General features: G+C 71.3%; 10 protein-coding genes and 2 pseudogenes. 3 read left to right on the top strand and 9 right to left on the bottom strand.

All coding sequences use genetic code 11. The features are described from left to right. Window positions 1-258: 258 nt before the first annotated feature. Window positions 259-1,398, bottom strand: coding sequence for a PucR family transcriptional regulator (locus tag IF45_RS0105040; protein ID WP_030305757.1), 1,140 nt, complete (start codon window positions 1,396-1,398; stop codon window positions 259-261). 87 nt (window positions 1,399-1,485) lie between these two features. On the opposite strand from IF45_RS0105040, the gene IF45_RS0105045 reads away from it, so the two are divergent. Together IF45_RS0105045 and IF45_RS0105050 are read left to right on the top strand one after the other, a co-directional pair. Then, window positions 1,486-2,541 (top strand): ferredoxin reductase, encoded by a 1,056-nt coding sequence (locus tag IF45_RS0105045; protein WP_078842838.1) that lies wholly within the window; start codon window positions 1,486-1,488, stop codon window positions 2,539-2,541. Window positions 2,542-2,548: 7 nt separating this feature from the next. Continuing rightward, window positions 2,549-3,667, top strand: a complete 1,119-nt coding sequence (locus tag IF45_RS0105050; RefSeq protein WP_030305760.1) for a fatty acid desaturase family protein — start codon at window positions 2,549-2,551, stop codon at window positions 3,665-3,667. 77 nt (window positions 3,668-3,744) lie between these two features. Here IF45_RS0105050 and IF45_RS32115 read toward each other — a convergent pair. The 4 genes and pseudogenes from IF45_RS32115 to IF45_RS0105065 all read right to left on the bottom strand — a co-directional run. Further along, window positions 3,745-4,215 (bottom strand): annotated as a pseudogene (locus IF45_RS32115) (transposase); the annotation flags it as partial. A 196-nt stretch (window positions 4,216-4,411) separates the two neighbouring features. Beyond that, window positions 4,412-5,878, bottom strand: a complete 1,467-nt coding sequence (locus IF45_RS0105055; RefSeq protein ID WP_030305762.1) for an oxygenase MpaB family protein — start codon at window positions 5,876-5,878, stop codon at window positions 4,412-4,414. Next, window positions 5,875-6,585: a polyprenyl diphosphate synthase gene (gene uppS, locus IF45_RS0105060; RefSeq protein WP_256128585.1), complete on the bottom strand. Its 711-nt coding sequence runs from the start codon at window positions 6,583-6,585 to the stop codon at window positions 5,875-5,877. Before uppS ends, IF45_RS0105055 begins: the two co-directional genes overlap by 4 nt. A gap of 735 nt (window positions 6,586-7,320) precedes the next feature. Continuing rightward, complete coding sequence (locus IF45_RS0105065; RefSeq protein ID WP_226660178.1) at window positions 7,321-8,301, bottom strand: GlxA family transcriptional regulator; 981 nt, start codon at window positions 8,299-8,301, stop codon at window positions 7,321-7,323. A 61-nt stretch (window positions 8,302-8,362) separates the two neighbouring features. On the opposite strand from IF45_RS0105065, the gene IF45_RS0105070 reads away from it, so the two are divergent. After that, window positions 8,363-9,085: a DJ-1/PfpI family protein gene (locus tag IF45_RS0105070; RefSeq protein WP_030305769.1), complete on the top strand. Its 723-nt coding sequence runs from the start codon at window positions 8,363-8,365 to the stop codon at window positions 9,083-9,085. A gap of 456 nt (window positions 9,086-9,541) precedes the next feature. Here IF45_RS0105070 and IF45_RS34370 read toward each other — a convergent pair. The 4 genes and pseudogenes from IF45_RS34370 to IF45_RS0105090 form a co-directional block, all read right to left on the bottom strand. Next, window positions 9,542-9,682, bottom strand: a pseudogene (locus tag IF45_RS34370) (IS110 family transposase); the annotation flags it as partial. A gap of 175 nt (window positions 9,683-9,857) precedes the next feature. Further along, entirely contained in the window at window positions 9,858-10,226 is a 369-nt protein-coding gene (locus tag IF45_RS0105080; RefSeq protein ID WP_030305772.1) for a VOC family protein, read from the bottom strand. Window positions 10,227-10,559: 333 nt separating this feature from the next. Further along, entirely contained in the window at window positions 10,560-12,896 is a 2,337-nt protein-coding gene (locus IF45_RS0105085) for a glycoside hydrolase family 3 N-terminal domain-containing protein (RefSeq protein WP_030305773.1), read from the bottom strand. 54 nt (window positions 12,897-12,950) lie between these two features. After that, window positions 12,951-14,885, bottom strand: coding sequence for a cellulase family glycosylhydrolase (locus IF45_RS0105090; protein WP_030305775.1), 1,935 nt, complete (start codon window positions 14,883-14,885; stop codon window positions 12,951-12,953). Window positions 14,886-14,892: the final 7 nt, after the last annotated feature.

Consider the following 14,892-nt stretch of genomic DNA (forward strand, 5'->3'; position numbering starts at 1 on the left):
GAAAGCTGCGTACTCCCAGCCGTATGGGCCGTACTGCTCTACCGGGCCGGCGGCGCCCCCCAGGGCCGGCCCGAGTCCGCTTCGCGATCACCGCGTCCGGACGCGGCATCCCCCTCCAAGGAATCGAACGACTACCCGCGGCACCACGCACCTCGCTGCCCCCGTACGTCGAAGTCGACCCCTGCTCCACACGACACCGGACACGACGCCGGGACCCGCCAGGAGTGCGAGGACGGTCGGAGTACGCGTCCATACGCGTCAGCTGGGCCGAAGACCGACCGCCAGCGTCAGCTCCAGGACCCTGTCGGGCGATGCGAGATCCGGAAACAGCTCCCGCAGCTGCGCCATGCGGTACCGGACCGTCTGGGGATGGACGAACAAGGCCGCCGCCACCTCGTCCCGCCTGCCCTGATGCAGCAGCCACGCCCGCAACGTCCCCTCCAGCCGCCCCGCGGTCGCGGCAGGCAGGGCGCGCAACGGTGCGAGGGCTCGTGCACGCAGGTCCGCGAACGCGTCCGCGTCGGCGCTCAGCACCAGCTCGGGCAGGTGGCCCTCGGTGTCGCGAATGTCAGGGGAGAGCAAGCGCGCGCGCACGGCTCGTGCGTACGAGGCCGACGCATGAGTCCATGGCCGGGCCGGGCCGACCACCGCAGTGCGGCCGCTCAGCTGCCGCAAGAGGTGTGACCGGTCGGCATCGGGGACGAGCAGTACACCGGTGGCGTCCGGCAGATCGTCCAGGACGAGGGTGCCCGGGTCGAGCGCGCGGTAGACGGGCCGGGCCTGGGCGGCAGGCAGCAGCACCGCCGTCAGGGAGTCCGGAGGCTGCCATCCGGCCCGCTGAGCAGAGACCAGCAGCGCGTCCGGGCTCACACCGGCGAGGAGATCACGGGCCAGGTGTTCCAGGTGGCGCTCGTGAGCCCTGCCCCAGGCGGCCAGCTGGTCGGCGTGGCCCGCGGCGCTCGCGGCGGAGAGCTCGTCGATATAGGCGAAGGTCAACTCGGCGAACTTGGCGACCTCGGCGGCCGGCAGACCGGCGGACACGGCGCCCGCCGCCAGGCAGCGCCAAGCCACCCGCGCACCCACGCGGTAGGCACTGAGCAGGGCGTCCATCGAACGGCCGTCGCGCACCTCGCCACGGCCCAGTTCGTAAGCCGCGTCACCGCCGTCACCGCCCGCGGCGTTCCCGCTCGCGAGGTCCAGGTAATGCCCCAGGGCGGTGCGGACAGCCCGGCGAATGGTGACTCCCATGCGACCCGACAGGGCGTTGGCATAGGGAGGAACCTCGTCGATGATCGCCTGGACGACCTCGTCGGCGGTGGTCCTCAGCGCGGCCCGAAGCGCTGTGACCGTCGCCTCATCCAGGGCCATTTCGCTGGCCCTCCGGGTTACACGACTCACATTCTTGTTCCCTGCGAACAATTCTACCCACCAGATTCACGTCCTGCGGTCAGGACTTTACGCCCTGAGACGCAGCAAGCTGGAGCCATGACGAGTGCAGCCCTTCGCAGCAGGGCGTGGAAACTGCTGGAGATGGTCACGACGCCCCTGCTGCCGTCGGACTACCTCGACCTGGTCAGCCCGCTGCGAGCAGGTGCTGACCTGCGTGGGCGCATCGAGGCCGTGCGGCCCGAGACGCGTGACGCCGCGACCGTCGTGATCAGGCCGGGACGGGGCTGGCGCGGCCACACCGCCGGTCAGTACGTGCGGATCGGGGTCGACGTCGACGGGGTGCGCCTGTGGCGCGCCTACTCCATCACCTCGCCGACGAACCGCCAGGACGGCTGCGTCACGATCACCGTGAAGGCGATCCTGGACGGCAAGGTCAGCAACCACCTGGTCCGCAGAGCGAAACCGGGCACGCTGATCCAGCTCGACCAGGCGACCGGCGACTTCGTACTGCCGCAGACCAAGCCCGCCAAGGTGCTCCTCCTGACGGCCGGAAGCGGCATCACGCCCGTGATGGGCATGCTGCGCGACACCGCCTTCGACGACGCCGTCATGATCCACTGCGCGCCCCAGCCGCGAGACGTGATCTTCCGCAGCGAGCTGCACGGCCTGGCCGCGGCCGGGAAGCTGCGGCTCATCGAGGTGCACACCGCCACAGACGGCATGCTCGACATCTCCCGTCTCGACGAACTCGTGCCCGACTGGGCCGAGCGCGAGACCTGGGCATGCGGGCCCACGGGCCTGCTCGACGCCGCCGACGAGCACTGGAGCAGGCACGGCGTCCAAGAGCGCCTGCACACCGAACGCTTCCGCCCCGGCACCGTCGTGGCCGGCGACGGCGGCGAGGTCACGTTCAGCGCCACCGGCAAGACCGTCGACGCGGACGGCGCCACGCCGTTGCTGGACATCGGCGAGGAGGCCGGCGTGCTCATGCCCTCCGGGTGCCGTATGGGCATCTGTTTCGGCTGCGTCACCCCGCTCAGGGCCGGCTCCGTCCGCGACCTGCGCACCGGCGAGATCACCGCGGCCGAGCCGGGCGTCCTCATCCAGACCTGTGTGTCCGCCGCAGCGGGCCCCTGCGACATCGAACGGTAGGAACACATTGACCGCCATCGACCCCACCGCCCACCTGACGGCCGAACAGATCGAGGAACTCGGCCGTGAGCTGGACGCGATCCGCGACGAGGTGATCGCCGACCGCGGAGAGAAGGACGCCGCCTACATCCGCAGGGTGATTGCGGCACAGCGCAGACTCGAGCTGGTCAGCAGAGGGGTGCTGCTGTTCTCCGTCTTCCCGCCGGCATGGCTGCTCGGCACCGCCGGCCTGTCCGTGGCGAAGATCATGGACAACATGGAGATCGGCCACAACGTCCTGCACGGCCAGTGGGACTGGATGCGGGACCCGAAGATCCACTCCACCACCTGGGAGTGGGATCACGTCTCGCCGTCCGACCAGTGGAAACACTCGCACAACGAGCTGCATCACACGTACACCAACGTGATCGGCAAGGACAACGACCTCGGCTACGGCATCATGCGCGTCGACGAGGACCAGAGGTGGCACCCGTTCCACCTCGGTCAGCCGCTGTGGAACTTCCTCAACGCCTGCTTCTTCGAGTACGGCATCGCTGCGTACGACCTGGAGCTCGGCAAGAACCTGAACAAGCGGCGCCGCAAGAACCCGGAGTTCCGCGCACGCGCCAAGGCCGTGGGCCGCAAGATCCGCAAGCAGGTACTCAAGGACTACGTGATCCACCCGCTGCTGTCGGGCCCCTCGTTCCTCCCCACGCTCGCCGCGACGTTCACCGCGAACCTGGTCCGCAACATCTGGTCCCACTCCGTGATCATGTGCGGGCACTTCCCCGAAGGCGTACAGGTCTTCGAACGCCGGTCGATCAAGGGAGAAACACGCGGCCAGTGGTACCTGCGCCAGATGATGGGCTCAGCGAACATCAGCGGCAGCAAAGCCATGCACTTCATGACCGGCAACCTGTCCCACCAGATCGAACACCACCTGTTCCCGGACCTGCCGAGCAACCGGTACGCCGAGGTCGCGGTGAAAGTGCACGCACTGTTCGAGAAGTACGAACTGCAATACGTCACCGGACCGCTCCCCAGACAAGTGCTCTCCGCGTGGCACAAGGTCTTCCGGCTCTCCCTGCCGAACAAGAAGCCCAACGTCAAAGCACCCAGCCATGAGCAGAAACTCATCACCGCCTGACACCCACGAACACCGGCCCCACTCCCCCGCCCCCCCCCCGGCCGCAGGCTCCAGAACCACCCACCCACCGGCAAGGCGTGCTCGACGCGGGCTCGGACCTGCTTGTTGTGGGACTTGTTGTGTTCCTCCTTCCAGGCCGGAAGTTCGCTCTGGCCGCGCAGCCGACGGTGCGGACTGACCCGTCCAGTGCCCGGGTAGCCGCCGTCGGCGATCGTGAGGGTCTTGCCGACGGATGCTTTGGCCCCTGATTCTTCCCCTGCCTTGCAGTCGTTGCGGTTCCCGGCGAGCGGCGGTCGGCCGACCACGACAACCAGGCGGGTGTCGGCGTCGATGACGACCGGGCGGTTGGTGGAGTATCAGTACTCTTCGAAACCGCACGGCAATGCTGGGGTCCCCGGGTGAGGACCACCTTGCCTCGTGCGCCAATAGGCCGTGACCAGCAGTGCCCTGCCCTCCAGCGGAAGGCTCCACGGCCGCCCCTTGCGGACCGCCACATCTGGAGACTGCGATCTTGAAGTTCCAGAGGAAGAGCACCAGGCGGGAAGCAAGTACACGAAGCGGAACACCGAGGAGTTCCGGCGGGACGCGCGAACAACAGCAGACGAACGAGATCCTGAAAGGTACGACGGCCTGCTTCGTGAAGGAGGACGACCGGTGAGTGAGCTGTACCGGTCGATCCATGCGGAGAAGGCGACCTCTCCGACCGACCTGCTCTGCCGGGCGTTGAAGGCCTGCACGAGTGCGTCAGGCATCCGCGAGAAGGGGGTCGTACCCGGTGTTCCTTCGGCGGCCGGACATGAAAGAGAGGAAGTCGCCCACGAAGGCACTGCGGTCGTAGGTGCCGTCGGTGATGGTGAGGTCGCGGTGGAAGGCGGTGCGGAAAAGCGCCCGGTGTTCGTCCGCGTCGACGGTCCCGCTGCCGTCCTTGTCGGTGACGTCGAAGAGCACCTCGGCGACGCGGATGAGCGCGGGACCGGCGAGGGAGGGGACGGCGGCGGCGTACTCGTCGGCGCTGACACGGCCGTCACCGTCCGTGTCGAGGGCGGCCTGGAGCTCGCGCCACCAGGCGGCGAAGGCGTCGTAGAGCCGGGTCTCCTCGGGTTCATCCAGGTCAAGGCGGGTGGCCAGTTCGCGTGCCATGGCGGCCAGGTCAGGCCAGTCGAGGTGGCCGTCGCCGGTCTGGTCCAGCACCTGGCGGAAGAACTCCTCCGCCGAGCGCCGGCCCTCTGCCGCCTCCGAGGTAGGCGGAACCGGGTCGGGGTCCGTGTCACCGCTCAGTGGCGTGAGGAGGCGGAGCAGGGCCGACGCCCGCTTCATGCGGGCGCGCAGCGCGGTCGCGGTCCGGGCGCGGGGGTCATCGCTGTCGGGCGACAGGGAGAGGGTCTCGATGATGGATTCGGCGTCGATCCAGTCCTCCGGCAGGAAACGAGTGAGCCCGGCGGCGAGGTAGGCACCCTGCATGAGGGTCGGGGCGCCGGGCATCTCGGGCAAGCCGGCCTTGCGCCGGTACGGCTCGGGAAGCGAGGCGACGGTGATCGCGCCGAGGAGTGGACCGACGACGGCCCGGCCAGCCGCCCACAGTGTCGGCGCGCCGCCGAGCAGCGCCGGGGCGGGCAGATGGTCGAAGAGTCGGTAGAGGATGATGCGGGCTGCCTCGGTGTTCTCCAGTTCGTCCTCGACGACCCTGTCGAAGTACCGCCAGAAGTCGTTCAGGTCTTCGGGGAGTTCCCCGGCGTCACCGTCGAGTGCGGCGAGGAAGTCGCGGTACTCGGCGTACATGCGCTCCATGGTGCCTTGGTCGAGCGGCTGACCGCTCAGTCGGCACATGGTGACGGCGCTCTCGTAGAGGGTGGCGACCACCCAGGCGCGGGTCGCTCGGTCCATGGCGTCGTAGGAGCGGCCGCGGGTGTCGGAGCCGCTCATGCGGGCGTGCAGCCTGTTGAGCCGGGCGGCCTCCCGTTCGCGTACCGCTGGGTCGGCGTCGAACATGCGCCGCATGCTGAGGAAGGTGTTGCGCAGCCGGCGCCAGGGGTGGGCGACGAAGGTGGAGTTGTCGGCGAGGGCGGCGCCCACCTGCGGGTGGGCGGCTTCCAGCACGGTGGCGCGGATGATGGCCAGCGCCCAGCGCGGGTCGTCGAAGAAGGCGCGGAACTGCGGTTCCGAGGCGAACAGGGGTGTCTCGTCGGCTGTTCCCGTGGTTCCGGTCGTCATGCCGGGTCTCCGTTCGTCTGGGGCGGGACGCCGCCGAAGCGGCGGTCGCGGCGCCGGTAGGTGTGCAGGCAGGTGAGGAAGTCAGGGGCCCGGAAGTCCGGCCAGAGCACGTCGGGGAAGACCCACTCCGCGTAGGCGACCTGCCAGAGCATGAAGTTGGAGATGCGCTGCTCGCCGGAGGTGCGGATGACGAGGTCCACGTCAGGGGTGTCGGGGAACGGCAGATGGTCCGCGAAGAGCCGCTCGGTCACCTCGTCGGCTTGTATCCCGTTGCGGATCAGCGACCTGGCGGCCTCGACGATGTCTCGGCGTCCGCCGTGGTCGAAGGCGACGGTGAGCGTCATCCCCTGGTTGCCGGCGGTCAGCGTCGCCAGATCGTCGAAATCCTGGGCCAGCTCCCGGGGAAGGCGCGGGTCGGCGGCCCCGAGGAAGCGGCAGCGGATACCGCGGGCGAGAAGCAGCGGTGCGTGCTTGCGCACGACCCGGCGGACCAGCCGCATCAGGTAGTCGACCTCGGTGCCGGGGCGGTTCCAGTTCTCGGTGGAGAAGGCGTACAGGCTGAGCCACTCGACTCCGGCCGCCCGGGCCGCCTCGATGATGTCGATGACGGTGGCCTCGGCAGCCCGATGGCCCGCCGTTCGTGGCAGCGAACGCCGTTGCGCCCAACGGCCGTTGCCGTCCATCACGCAGGCTACGTGCCGCGGCACCGCAGGCGCCGGCCCGTCGTCGCGCCGCTGATCGTTGCCGTACGGTCGCGCACCCGGCCCGCCCCCCGTTGCCGTGCGTGCGCGAGGGGCGCCGTGATCCGTCACGCCCGGCCCCGTGTCGCCCGGAGCGGCACGGTCGGCCCTGTCCTGCTCGGTCACACCCACCCCGTATCGCCCGTACGCACGCCCCACCGGAGCGTTCCCTCCCAAAAGTCTGACGGCACGGCCGGGTCCTGACCGGCCGAACGGCGAGCCGTCACCCTTGACTCACACGTCCGGTTCTCTTCGGCATCGGCAGCTTCCTCCCACGGCCACGATCGACCACCTCATCCGCCTTCGCCCTCCGTCTCCGTCGCTGCCATCGGCTGGGCCGGGCCCTTCTCCTGAAGATGAAGCCGCAGGCCCCCGGCAGGCCGCGACGCAGTGCTCGCGAGCGGAGGCACGGTTCTCACCCTCAGCGCCTCGCACGGGCCGCTGCCGCTGAACAAGGACGTCGAACCCCACCGCTGCACCCGGAGGGACCCGGGCTCCGTCACCGTGGCAGAGCCGCGCGCCCAAGCGGCCCGGGCTGTGCCTGGCCGACGCGACCGATGTCGTCCTGCTCACCCCGGCGTCCGCGGCAAGGCCCAGGAGGGTCCGGGTCGCCTGGACATCGTGCCGTTCGTGTACCGGTAAATCCCCACACCCGGCCAGCCGCCGACGCAACCCTGCGCCCCGTGCCCAGGAGCAACAGCTTCAGCCCTGCCGGACCGCCCTCCGGTAGGCCGAGGGGGTGGTCGCGAACAGATCGGCGAAGGCCTGCCGCAGCGTCTCGGTGGTTCGCAGTCCGCACCGGCGGGCGACGGCGGTGAGCGGCAGGTTGGTGGCGGCCAGCAGCTGGGCAGCGGCTTCGGCGCGCACCGCGCGTACGTGCCGTGCGGGTGTGGTGCCAAGTTCCGCGGCGAACAGCCGGGTGAGGTGGCGCGGGCTCACCCCGGCGAATCGTGCCAGCGCGGCAGCGTCGAGGTCGGCGTCCGGGTGGGCGGTGATGTGTTCGCAGACCTGCCGGACCAGCCGGTGGTCGGGCGGAGGCGCCGCCACGTGCATGCTCACCTGCGCCTGGTTGCCCGGCCGCTGCAGGTACGCGACAAGCAGCCGGGCCACCTCGCGGGCCAGCGCCGGACCGTGGTCCTGCTCCACGAGGGCGAGCGTGAGGTCGATCGCGCTCGTGACGCCCGCCGAGGTATGGACATTGCCGTCGGAGACGAACAACGCTGCGGGGGCCACGGTGACGGCCGGGTACCGGGCGGCCAGCTCCGCCGCCCATGCCCAGTGCGTGGTCGCCCGGCGCCGGTCCAGCAGGCCTGCCGCGGCCAGCAGGGTGGCGCCCGTGCACACCGAGACCACCCGGCGGCTGAGCCCGGCCAGCCGGCGCAGGTGGACGAGCAGCCGGGCGTCCTCGGCAGCGTTCCGATGCCCCGGCCCGCCCGCCACCACCACGCTGTCCAGCCGGCCGCCTACCCGCTCGAGGGCGTCGGCGGCGAGGGTGAGGCCGCAGCTCGTCCGCACCGGCAGGCCTCCGAGCGAGACCAGCTCGACCCGGTATCCGGGTTCCGCGCCCCAGCGCGTGGCCGTTTCGAACACGCCTGTCGGACAGGAGATGTCGAGCAGTTCGGTATCCGGGTAACCGATCACGACCACACGGCGCATCAGCGACTCCTGGCGTCCGGAAGACATGGATCACAGGATTCCAGACAGGGTCCGCGCGACGGCCGCCCGCCCCGGCAAAGCTGGTGGCATGACAACGACCAGGACCATTGCGTTCGTGCTCTACCCCGGCCTGACCGCCCTCGACTTCGTCGGACCGCTCCAGGTCATCAGCGGCTTGCAGGAACTCGGACTCGGCTTCGAGACCGTCACGGTGGCAGCGGCCCGCCAACCGCTGCCGACGGACAGCCCGGTGTGCGTAACGGCCTCCCACACTTTCGAACAGGTGCCCGCGCCGTACGGCCTGGTCGTCCCGGGCGGCGGTGCCCCCACCTTCGCCGCCCTCGCGGACGAACAGCTGACCGGCTACGTCCGGCAGGCGGCCGGCGGCGCAGAGGTGGTGGCCTCGGTCTGCACCGGCTCGCTGATCCTCGGGGCCGGCGGTCTGCTCGAGGGCCGGGAGGCGGTCACCCACTGGGCCGCCATGCCGATCCTGCGCGCCTTCGGCGCGACACCCGTGTCCCGGCGCTGGGTCGCGGACGGGCGCGTGCTCACGGCCGCCGGAGTGGCGGCGGGCATCGACATGGCCCTGCACCTGGTGACCGAACTGGTGGGCGAGGATGCCGCCCGGATGATCCAGGCCGCCATCGAGTACGACCCGCAGCCGCCGCTCGGCCCGATCGACTGGGACCGCGTGGACCGCGCGTTCATGGAGTCCGTGATCAGGTCGGCGGCCGAGAAGGGCCTGGCAGACCATCCGGAGTTGCTCGCCCGCCTCGCTACGGCCGACGGGACCCGGAGCGTGTCCCCCTGAGGCTGAGGGCCCGGTCTTCCATGTCTCGCGCTCGACGGCCGGCCGTCACCGCTCCTTGAGCACCGCCGCCACGACCGGCCCCGCCGCATGGCCGCCGTGGCCGCCGTGGCCGCCGTGGCCGCTCTGACGATTGGTTGAGCCTCTCGGATGCCGGCCAGGCCGGAGGTGCGGTGTCACCGCCTGGCCGGCGATCCTCTGCAGGACGCGAGAACCCGGCAACGGCCCTGCCCCAGCCGCCCACACGAACTGGGCCGGTTCTTCAGGCTGCTTGGGGCAGCGTTCGGCCAATGGCGGACGCGCGTGGAGCCCGGTCCTTGCCTTCTTCAAGGAGGGCTTCAGCGCGGATGGCGTCGGAGTGTTCGGTGCAGGCGGCCTGCCGGCGTGTGGCTGCGGCGGCTTGCCGGTCGGGGGGACGGGGGCTCTGATGCGCGGGAGGGGCGCCCCTTACGTCATTCGTCAAGCGAGGCGTGGGGGTCTGGGTGCGTAGAAGGTGCCGTCGCGGAGCATCGCGAAGGGCACGTTGACTCGACCCGCGCACAGGACCAGATCCTCAGCGAGGTGGCGGCCCGGCCACAGGCAGGAGCGCGGGGAGTGCAGCTCGAAGACGCGTCGGCGCTCCATGCCGGGATGCTGGAACCGGATGTGCAGGAGGGCGGCGGTGCTGAGGGACAGCAGGGTCCCGGGCACACCAGATGTTCCGCCCGACGCGTCGGCACCGTTGTCCGGTCCGTCCACACGCTGCTGGCCTGCCACTGTCGTGGATGAAGGAGGTTCACTGAGGCGGAGTCGGCTGGGTGAGGTTCACCGGGTTGCCGTCGGGGTCCTGGATGTGGGCGACGCGCTGCCCCCACGGCATGTCGTTGGGGCCGCCGCTGACCGAGCCGCCCAGCGCCTCCACCCGGCCGAGCGTCTCGTCGACGTCGTCGACACCGATGCTGAGCAGAATCCGCGGCCCCGCTCCGGTCCCCGCCTCCTCCTTGGCCACCAGTCCGAGGTCGGTGTCGCCGATACGCAGGCCGAGGTAGAACGCCGGGCCTTCCTCCGGTACCCGGAAGATCTCCTCAGCGCCGAACAACTTCGCGTAGAAGCCGAGCAGAACGTCCTGGTCAGCGGTCAGGATGACGGGCTGGATGGTGGACATGGCACTCCTGTCGAGAACGGCCGGGGTCGCTGGGTAGACCGTGCGAGGACGGTGAACTCATCGGCGACCGCCCCGCCGGACGATCTACACCCCAGACAGCCGCCCCCTGCCCGCAAGAGCACCCCGAGACGAGGTCACGCCACCACGTCGGCCGGTCACTTCAGTCTCCGATGAACCCGGTCGCCGATCCGAACAGACCCGATGGCCGTGACACCGCTCTGACCTGCGCCCGCCCGCGGAACACCGAGCGGCCGGGCGTGCCGTCGGGCGCTCGTGGACCGTGCCGAGCGGCACATCCCCGTAGTGCCCCACCACCAGGTCCAGTCCGGCCGGTCACGGTCCCGGGGAGGCGGCGCCGCGCTCGTCGTGGACGGTGAGCGGGGCGGCCTGGGTGCGGGCGGAGGAGGAGCCGGTCTCGATGGCGTACTCGCCTGCCTCCACCTCGCGCTTTCCCGAGCGGGAGACCGAGGCCAGCGTCCGGGCGTCGACGGTGAAGGAGACCTCGGACGTCTCCCCGGGGGCGAGCTGGGTGTGGCGGAAGCCGCGCAGTTCGCGTACCCGGGGCCAGGAGGTGCCGCCGAGCACGCGGCGGACGTAGAGCTGGACGGTCTCGCGGACCGGCCGGTCGCCGGTGTTGCGTACCTCGACCGAGCACACCAGCGGGGGCGTGCCGCCCGCCTCATCGGCCTCGGCGAACTCCGCGAGCGTGGCGGCCGGGCGTGTGAGGCGTGGCGTGCCGTACTCGACCGTGGTGTAGGAGAGGCCGTGTCCGAAGGGGTGGCGGGCGGTGGCCGGCTGGTCGACGTAGCCGCGGTAGCCGTGGTCCTTCGCGTTGTAGAAGACCGGGAGTTGGGCGGCGGTGCGGGGTACCGACACCGGGAGGCGGCCGGTCGGTTCCGCCGTGCCGAGCAGGACATCGGCCACCGCCTGGCCGCCCCAGGGGCCCGGGTACCAGGCGCTGAGCACCGCCGCCGCGCGCCCGGTCAGGTCCGGCAGGGCGTGCGGGCGTCCCTGGACCAGGACGACCACCACGGGTACGCCGGTGGCCGTGATCGTGTCGAGCAGCGCCGACTGGCCCTCCGGGAGCGCGAGTTCGGCCAGGTCCACGCCTTCGCCGCAGGTCATTCCGTCGGGGTCGCCGGTGACCTGGGCGGCGCCGTTGGCGTCGAAGTGCGTCTCGGCGGCGCGGGCGCTCGACCCGCCGAGAACGAGGACCGCGACGTCCGCGTCCGCCGCGAGGGCCACCGCTGCCGGGAGGGCCGACCGGTCCGCGCCGACGAGATCGCAGCCGCGGGCGTAGGTGATCTCCGTACCTGCGGGGGCGGCTGCCCGCAGTCCCGCGAGGAGGCTGAGGCCCACGCCGGGGCGCTGGGGCGCGGTGTAGTCACCGAGCTGCTGCGGTACGGAATCGGCGTTCGGGCCGAGCACCGCGACCCGCGCCCGCCCCGGCAGCGGCAGGGTCACCCCGTCGTGGGCAAGGAGCGTGACCGACTCCTGGGCCAGGCGCCGGCTCAGCTCACGCGGTGCGGCGACGTGGGGTCGCTCGCCGGTGTACGGCTGCTCGAACAGACCGAGCCGGAATTTCAGCGCGAGGACCCGCCCCACCGCCGCGTCCAGCGCGCTCTCCTCGACCAGCCCCCGGTCGACCGCCTCCGCCAGGCGCGGGAAGCAGTCGTCCCACAGGCTCAGGTCGCAGCCCGCCGACAGGGCCGTCGCCGCGGCCGTGACCGGGTTCCCTGCCAGGCGCACCAGCCGGTCCAGGGCCAGCCCGTCGGCCATCACCACCCCGTCGAACCCCCATTCCTCCCGCAGGATGCCGGTCAGCAGGTCGCGGCTGGCGGCGCAGGGCAGCCCGTCGAACTCGTTGTACGCGGCCATCACGCCGGCTGCCCCGGCCCGTACCCCCGCCAGCGCGGCTTCGAGGTGGATCTCGTGGAGTTCCCGGATGCCCAGTTCGGTCGCCGCGCTGTTGCGGCCGCCGATCGTCGCGCCCTGGCCCGCGAAGTGTTTGAGCACGACGGCCGCGCGGTCGGGCGCGATCCGCTCGGCCGGTGGTCCCTGTGCGCCGCGCACCAGTGCTTCGGTGAACCGTGCTGCCAGGTACGGGTCCTCGCCGAAGCACTCCTCCGCCCTCCCCCAGCGTGGGTCGCGCACCAGGTCGAGTGCGGAGACGAGCGCCACGTGGCCGCCCCTGGCCCGTAGCTCGGCGGCGGCCGAGGCGACGGCCTCCTCGTAGAGCTGCGGGTTCCAGGTGGCGCCGACGGCGAGGTTCACCGGCAGCAGGGTGCCGTCCAGTGCCTGGTGGCCGTGGGGCATCTCCTCGACCATGAGGACCGGGATGCCCAGGCGGGTGTTGTCGATGACGTGGCGCTGGACGGTGTCGGAGACGTGGGCGCCGTCCGCCGCGCCGATGCCCGTTTCGGCCGTCACGCCCGACCAGGGGTCGGCGCGTTGCAGGCCGTAGAGCGCGCCCATCCCGTCGAACGCCGCGACCTCGGTGCGGAACGCCTCGGTGAGCCGGTACCCGGACGGGGTGCGCTCGTAGGCGTGCCAGCCGTACATCCGCTGGTTGACCTGTCCGACCTTCTCGGTGAGGGTCATTCGCGCGAGGAGGTCGCGTACCCGGGCGGTGACGGGGGCGGTGGGGTCGCGGTAGAGGGGGTCGGCCATGGCTGGGTCTCCTGACCTCACGGCGTGACGGGGGGGGGAAGAGGGGGCGAGGGGTCAGCGCTGTTCCAGGACGCGCACCCCGTACGGCGGCAGGGTCACGTCCCGCACCGGGTCGCCGTCGTCCAGGCTGTGCAGGGTGCCGTCGGCGGACGGCCGGACGGTCAGTTCCGTGCCGGACTGGCTGACCAGCCAGACGAAGCGGCGGCCGTCCTCGTGCACGAGGGTGTCCGCGGCGACGTGCGGGCTGTCCACCGTGACGGGCCGTGCCGCTCCGGCGATCTCGGCGAGCGCGGCGTAGAGGCGGTGTGTCTGCTCGGGGTTGACGCGGGCGGTGCGGGCCGCCATGTGTTCGAGCGGGTACGTGGCGAGGACGGTGCGGCCCCGCCCGGTGTCGTGGCGTAGCAGGGCCGGGCGGCCGTGGGCGTCGGTGGCGACCACGCGGGCGCCGTCGGGGACCACGGGCAGGTAGGCGCGGCTGTCCTCGTTGCCGGCGACGGGGAAGGTCAGGGTCTCGCCCGCCTTGATGGTCCCGAACTCCTCGGTGAAGGTCATCTCCAGTACGTCGTCCTCGATCGGCTCGGCGACGCCGTAGGAGAGCTGGAGTTCGACGCCGAACAGGCCGTCCAGGTCGTCGAACCAGGGGCCGCGCGTGCCGGGGTGTTCGCCCGAGCAGAACGAAAGGTAGACCGTGGCTCCTTCGCGGGCCCTGCGTTCCAGGGCGCGGCGGGTGCGGGTGGTGAGCTGGCGGGTCGAGGGCAGCAGGTAGAGCGCGGCGTCCTCGGCGAGCCCGTCGGCCTCGCGGGTGAGGGCGACGGGCAGGTCGGCGCCGCGGGCCGCGACGTATCCCTGGTGGAGGGAGGTGAAGATCAGCGGGCGGTCGGCGGGGCGGCTGTAGGGGTAGCCACGTTCGAGGAAGGCGGGGACGACCAGGGCGGCGTCGGCGTCGGTGCGGCGGCAGTGGGCGAAGTCGACGCGTTCCAGCACCTCGGCGAAGCCGGCGAGTTCCCGCAGCGGCTCCTTGGGGCGTCCTTCGCTGTCGGTGATGCCGAAGTGCATCTCGAAGGGGTGGTGGTCGTAGGGCGAGCGGTCCCACAGGGCGTCGTAGTCGGTGTTGTTCCAGGCGATCCAGCCGGTGGCGCCGGCGAGCAGGGAGTTGTGCAGGGTCTGGCGGTAGAAGATGCCGGCGTTGGCGGCGGAGACGGTGTCGGTGGAGAGGCCGAACTCCTCCAGGACGACCGGCTGGCCGGTGACGGCGGCGAGTTCGCACTCGAAGGCGGCGCGGTAGTGCTGGCGGGGCCGGTCGGTGTCGGAGCGGTAGACGTGCGGGCCGACGAAGTCGACGTACTCGGCCGTGTCGCGGAGCGAGAAGCCGTTGTCGCGGCCGGTGACCTCGATGCCCCAGGCGCCGTCGCCGAGCGAGACGGGCTGGGTGCCGCCCGCGGCGCGGACGGCGTCGCACATGAACTGGGCCCAGGCGGTGACCACGTCGCCGGAGGGCGGGTTCTCCTGGTAGATCCGGCCGTAGCCGGGCATCTCGTTGGTGATGAGCCAGCCGGTGACGGCCGGGTGGTCCTTGAAGCGCCGGGTCATCTGGGAGACGAACCAGGCCTGCCGTCCGACCAGCCAGACGTCCTCGTACAGGTCCCGGCCCCCGCGCCAGACGGGGTCCCAGTTCTCGCCGGACATGTGGCCGACGATGAAGGTCGGGACGGTTCCCATTCCCGCTTCGGTGTGGGCGTCGAGGAAGTCCCGGAAGCGGTCGCAGAGTTCCTCGTCGATGCGGAAGGGCTCGGGGTGGAAGTCGGGCCAGTAGAAGAAGGAGCGGGTCATCGTCAGGCCGTGCTCGCGCAGGACGGCCAGTTCCTCGCGCACGGTCTTCGGGTCGTAGTCGCGCCACATCAGGGGGCCGCCGGTGCGGGACCAGAAGTTGGCGCCGAGCCAGGGCAGTACGGCGTGGTCATGGGTGAGCTGGGCGCTGTGGCGTCGCATGATCCTT

Source organism: Streptomyces albidoflavus (assembly GCF_000719955.1).
Classification (GTDB): domain Bacteria; phylum Actinomycetota; class Actinomycetes; order Streptomycetales; family Streptomycetaceae; genus Streptomyces; species Streptomyces albidoflavus.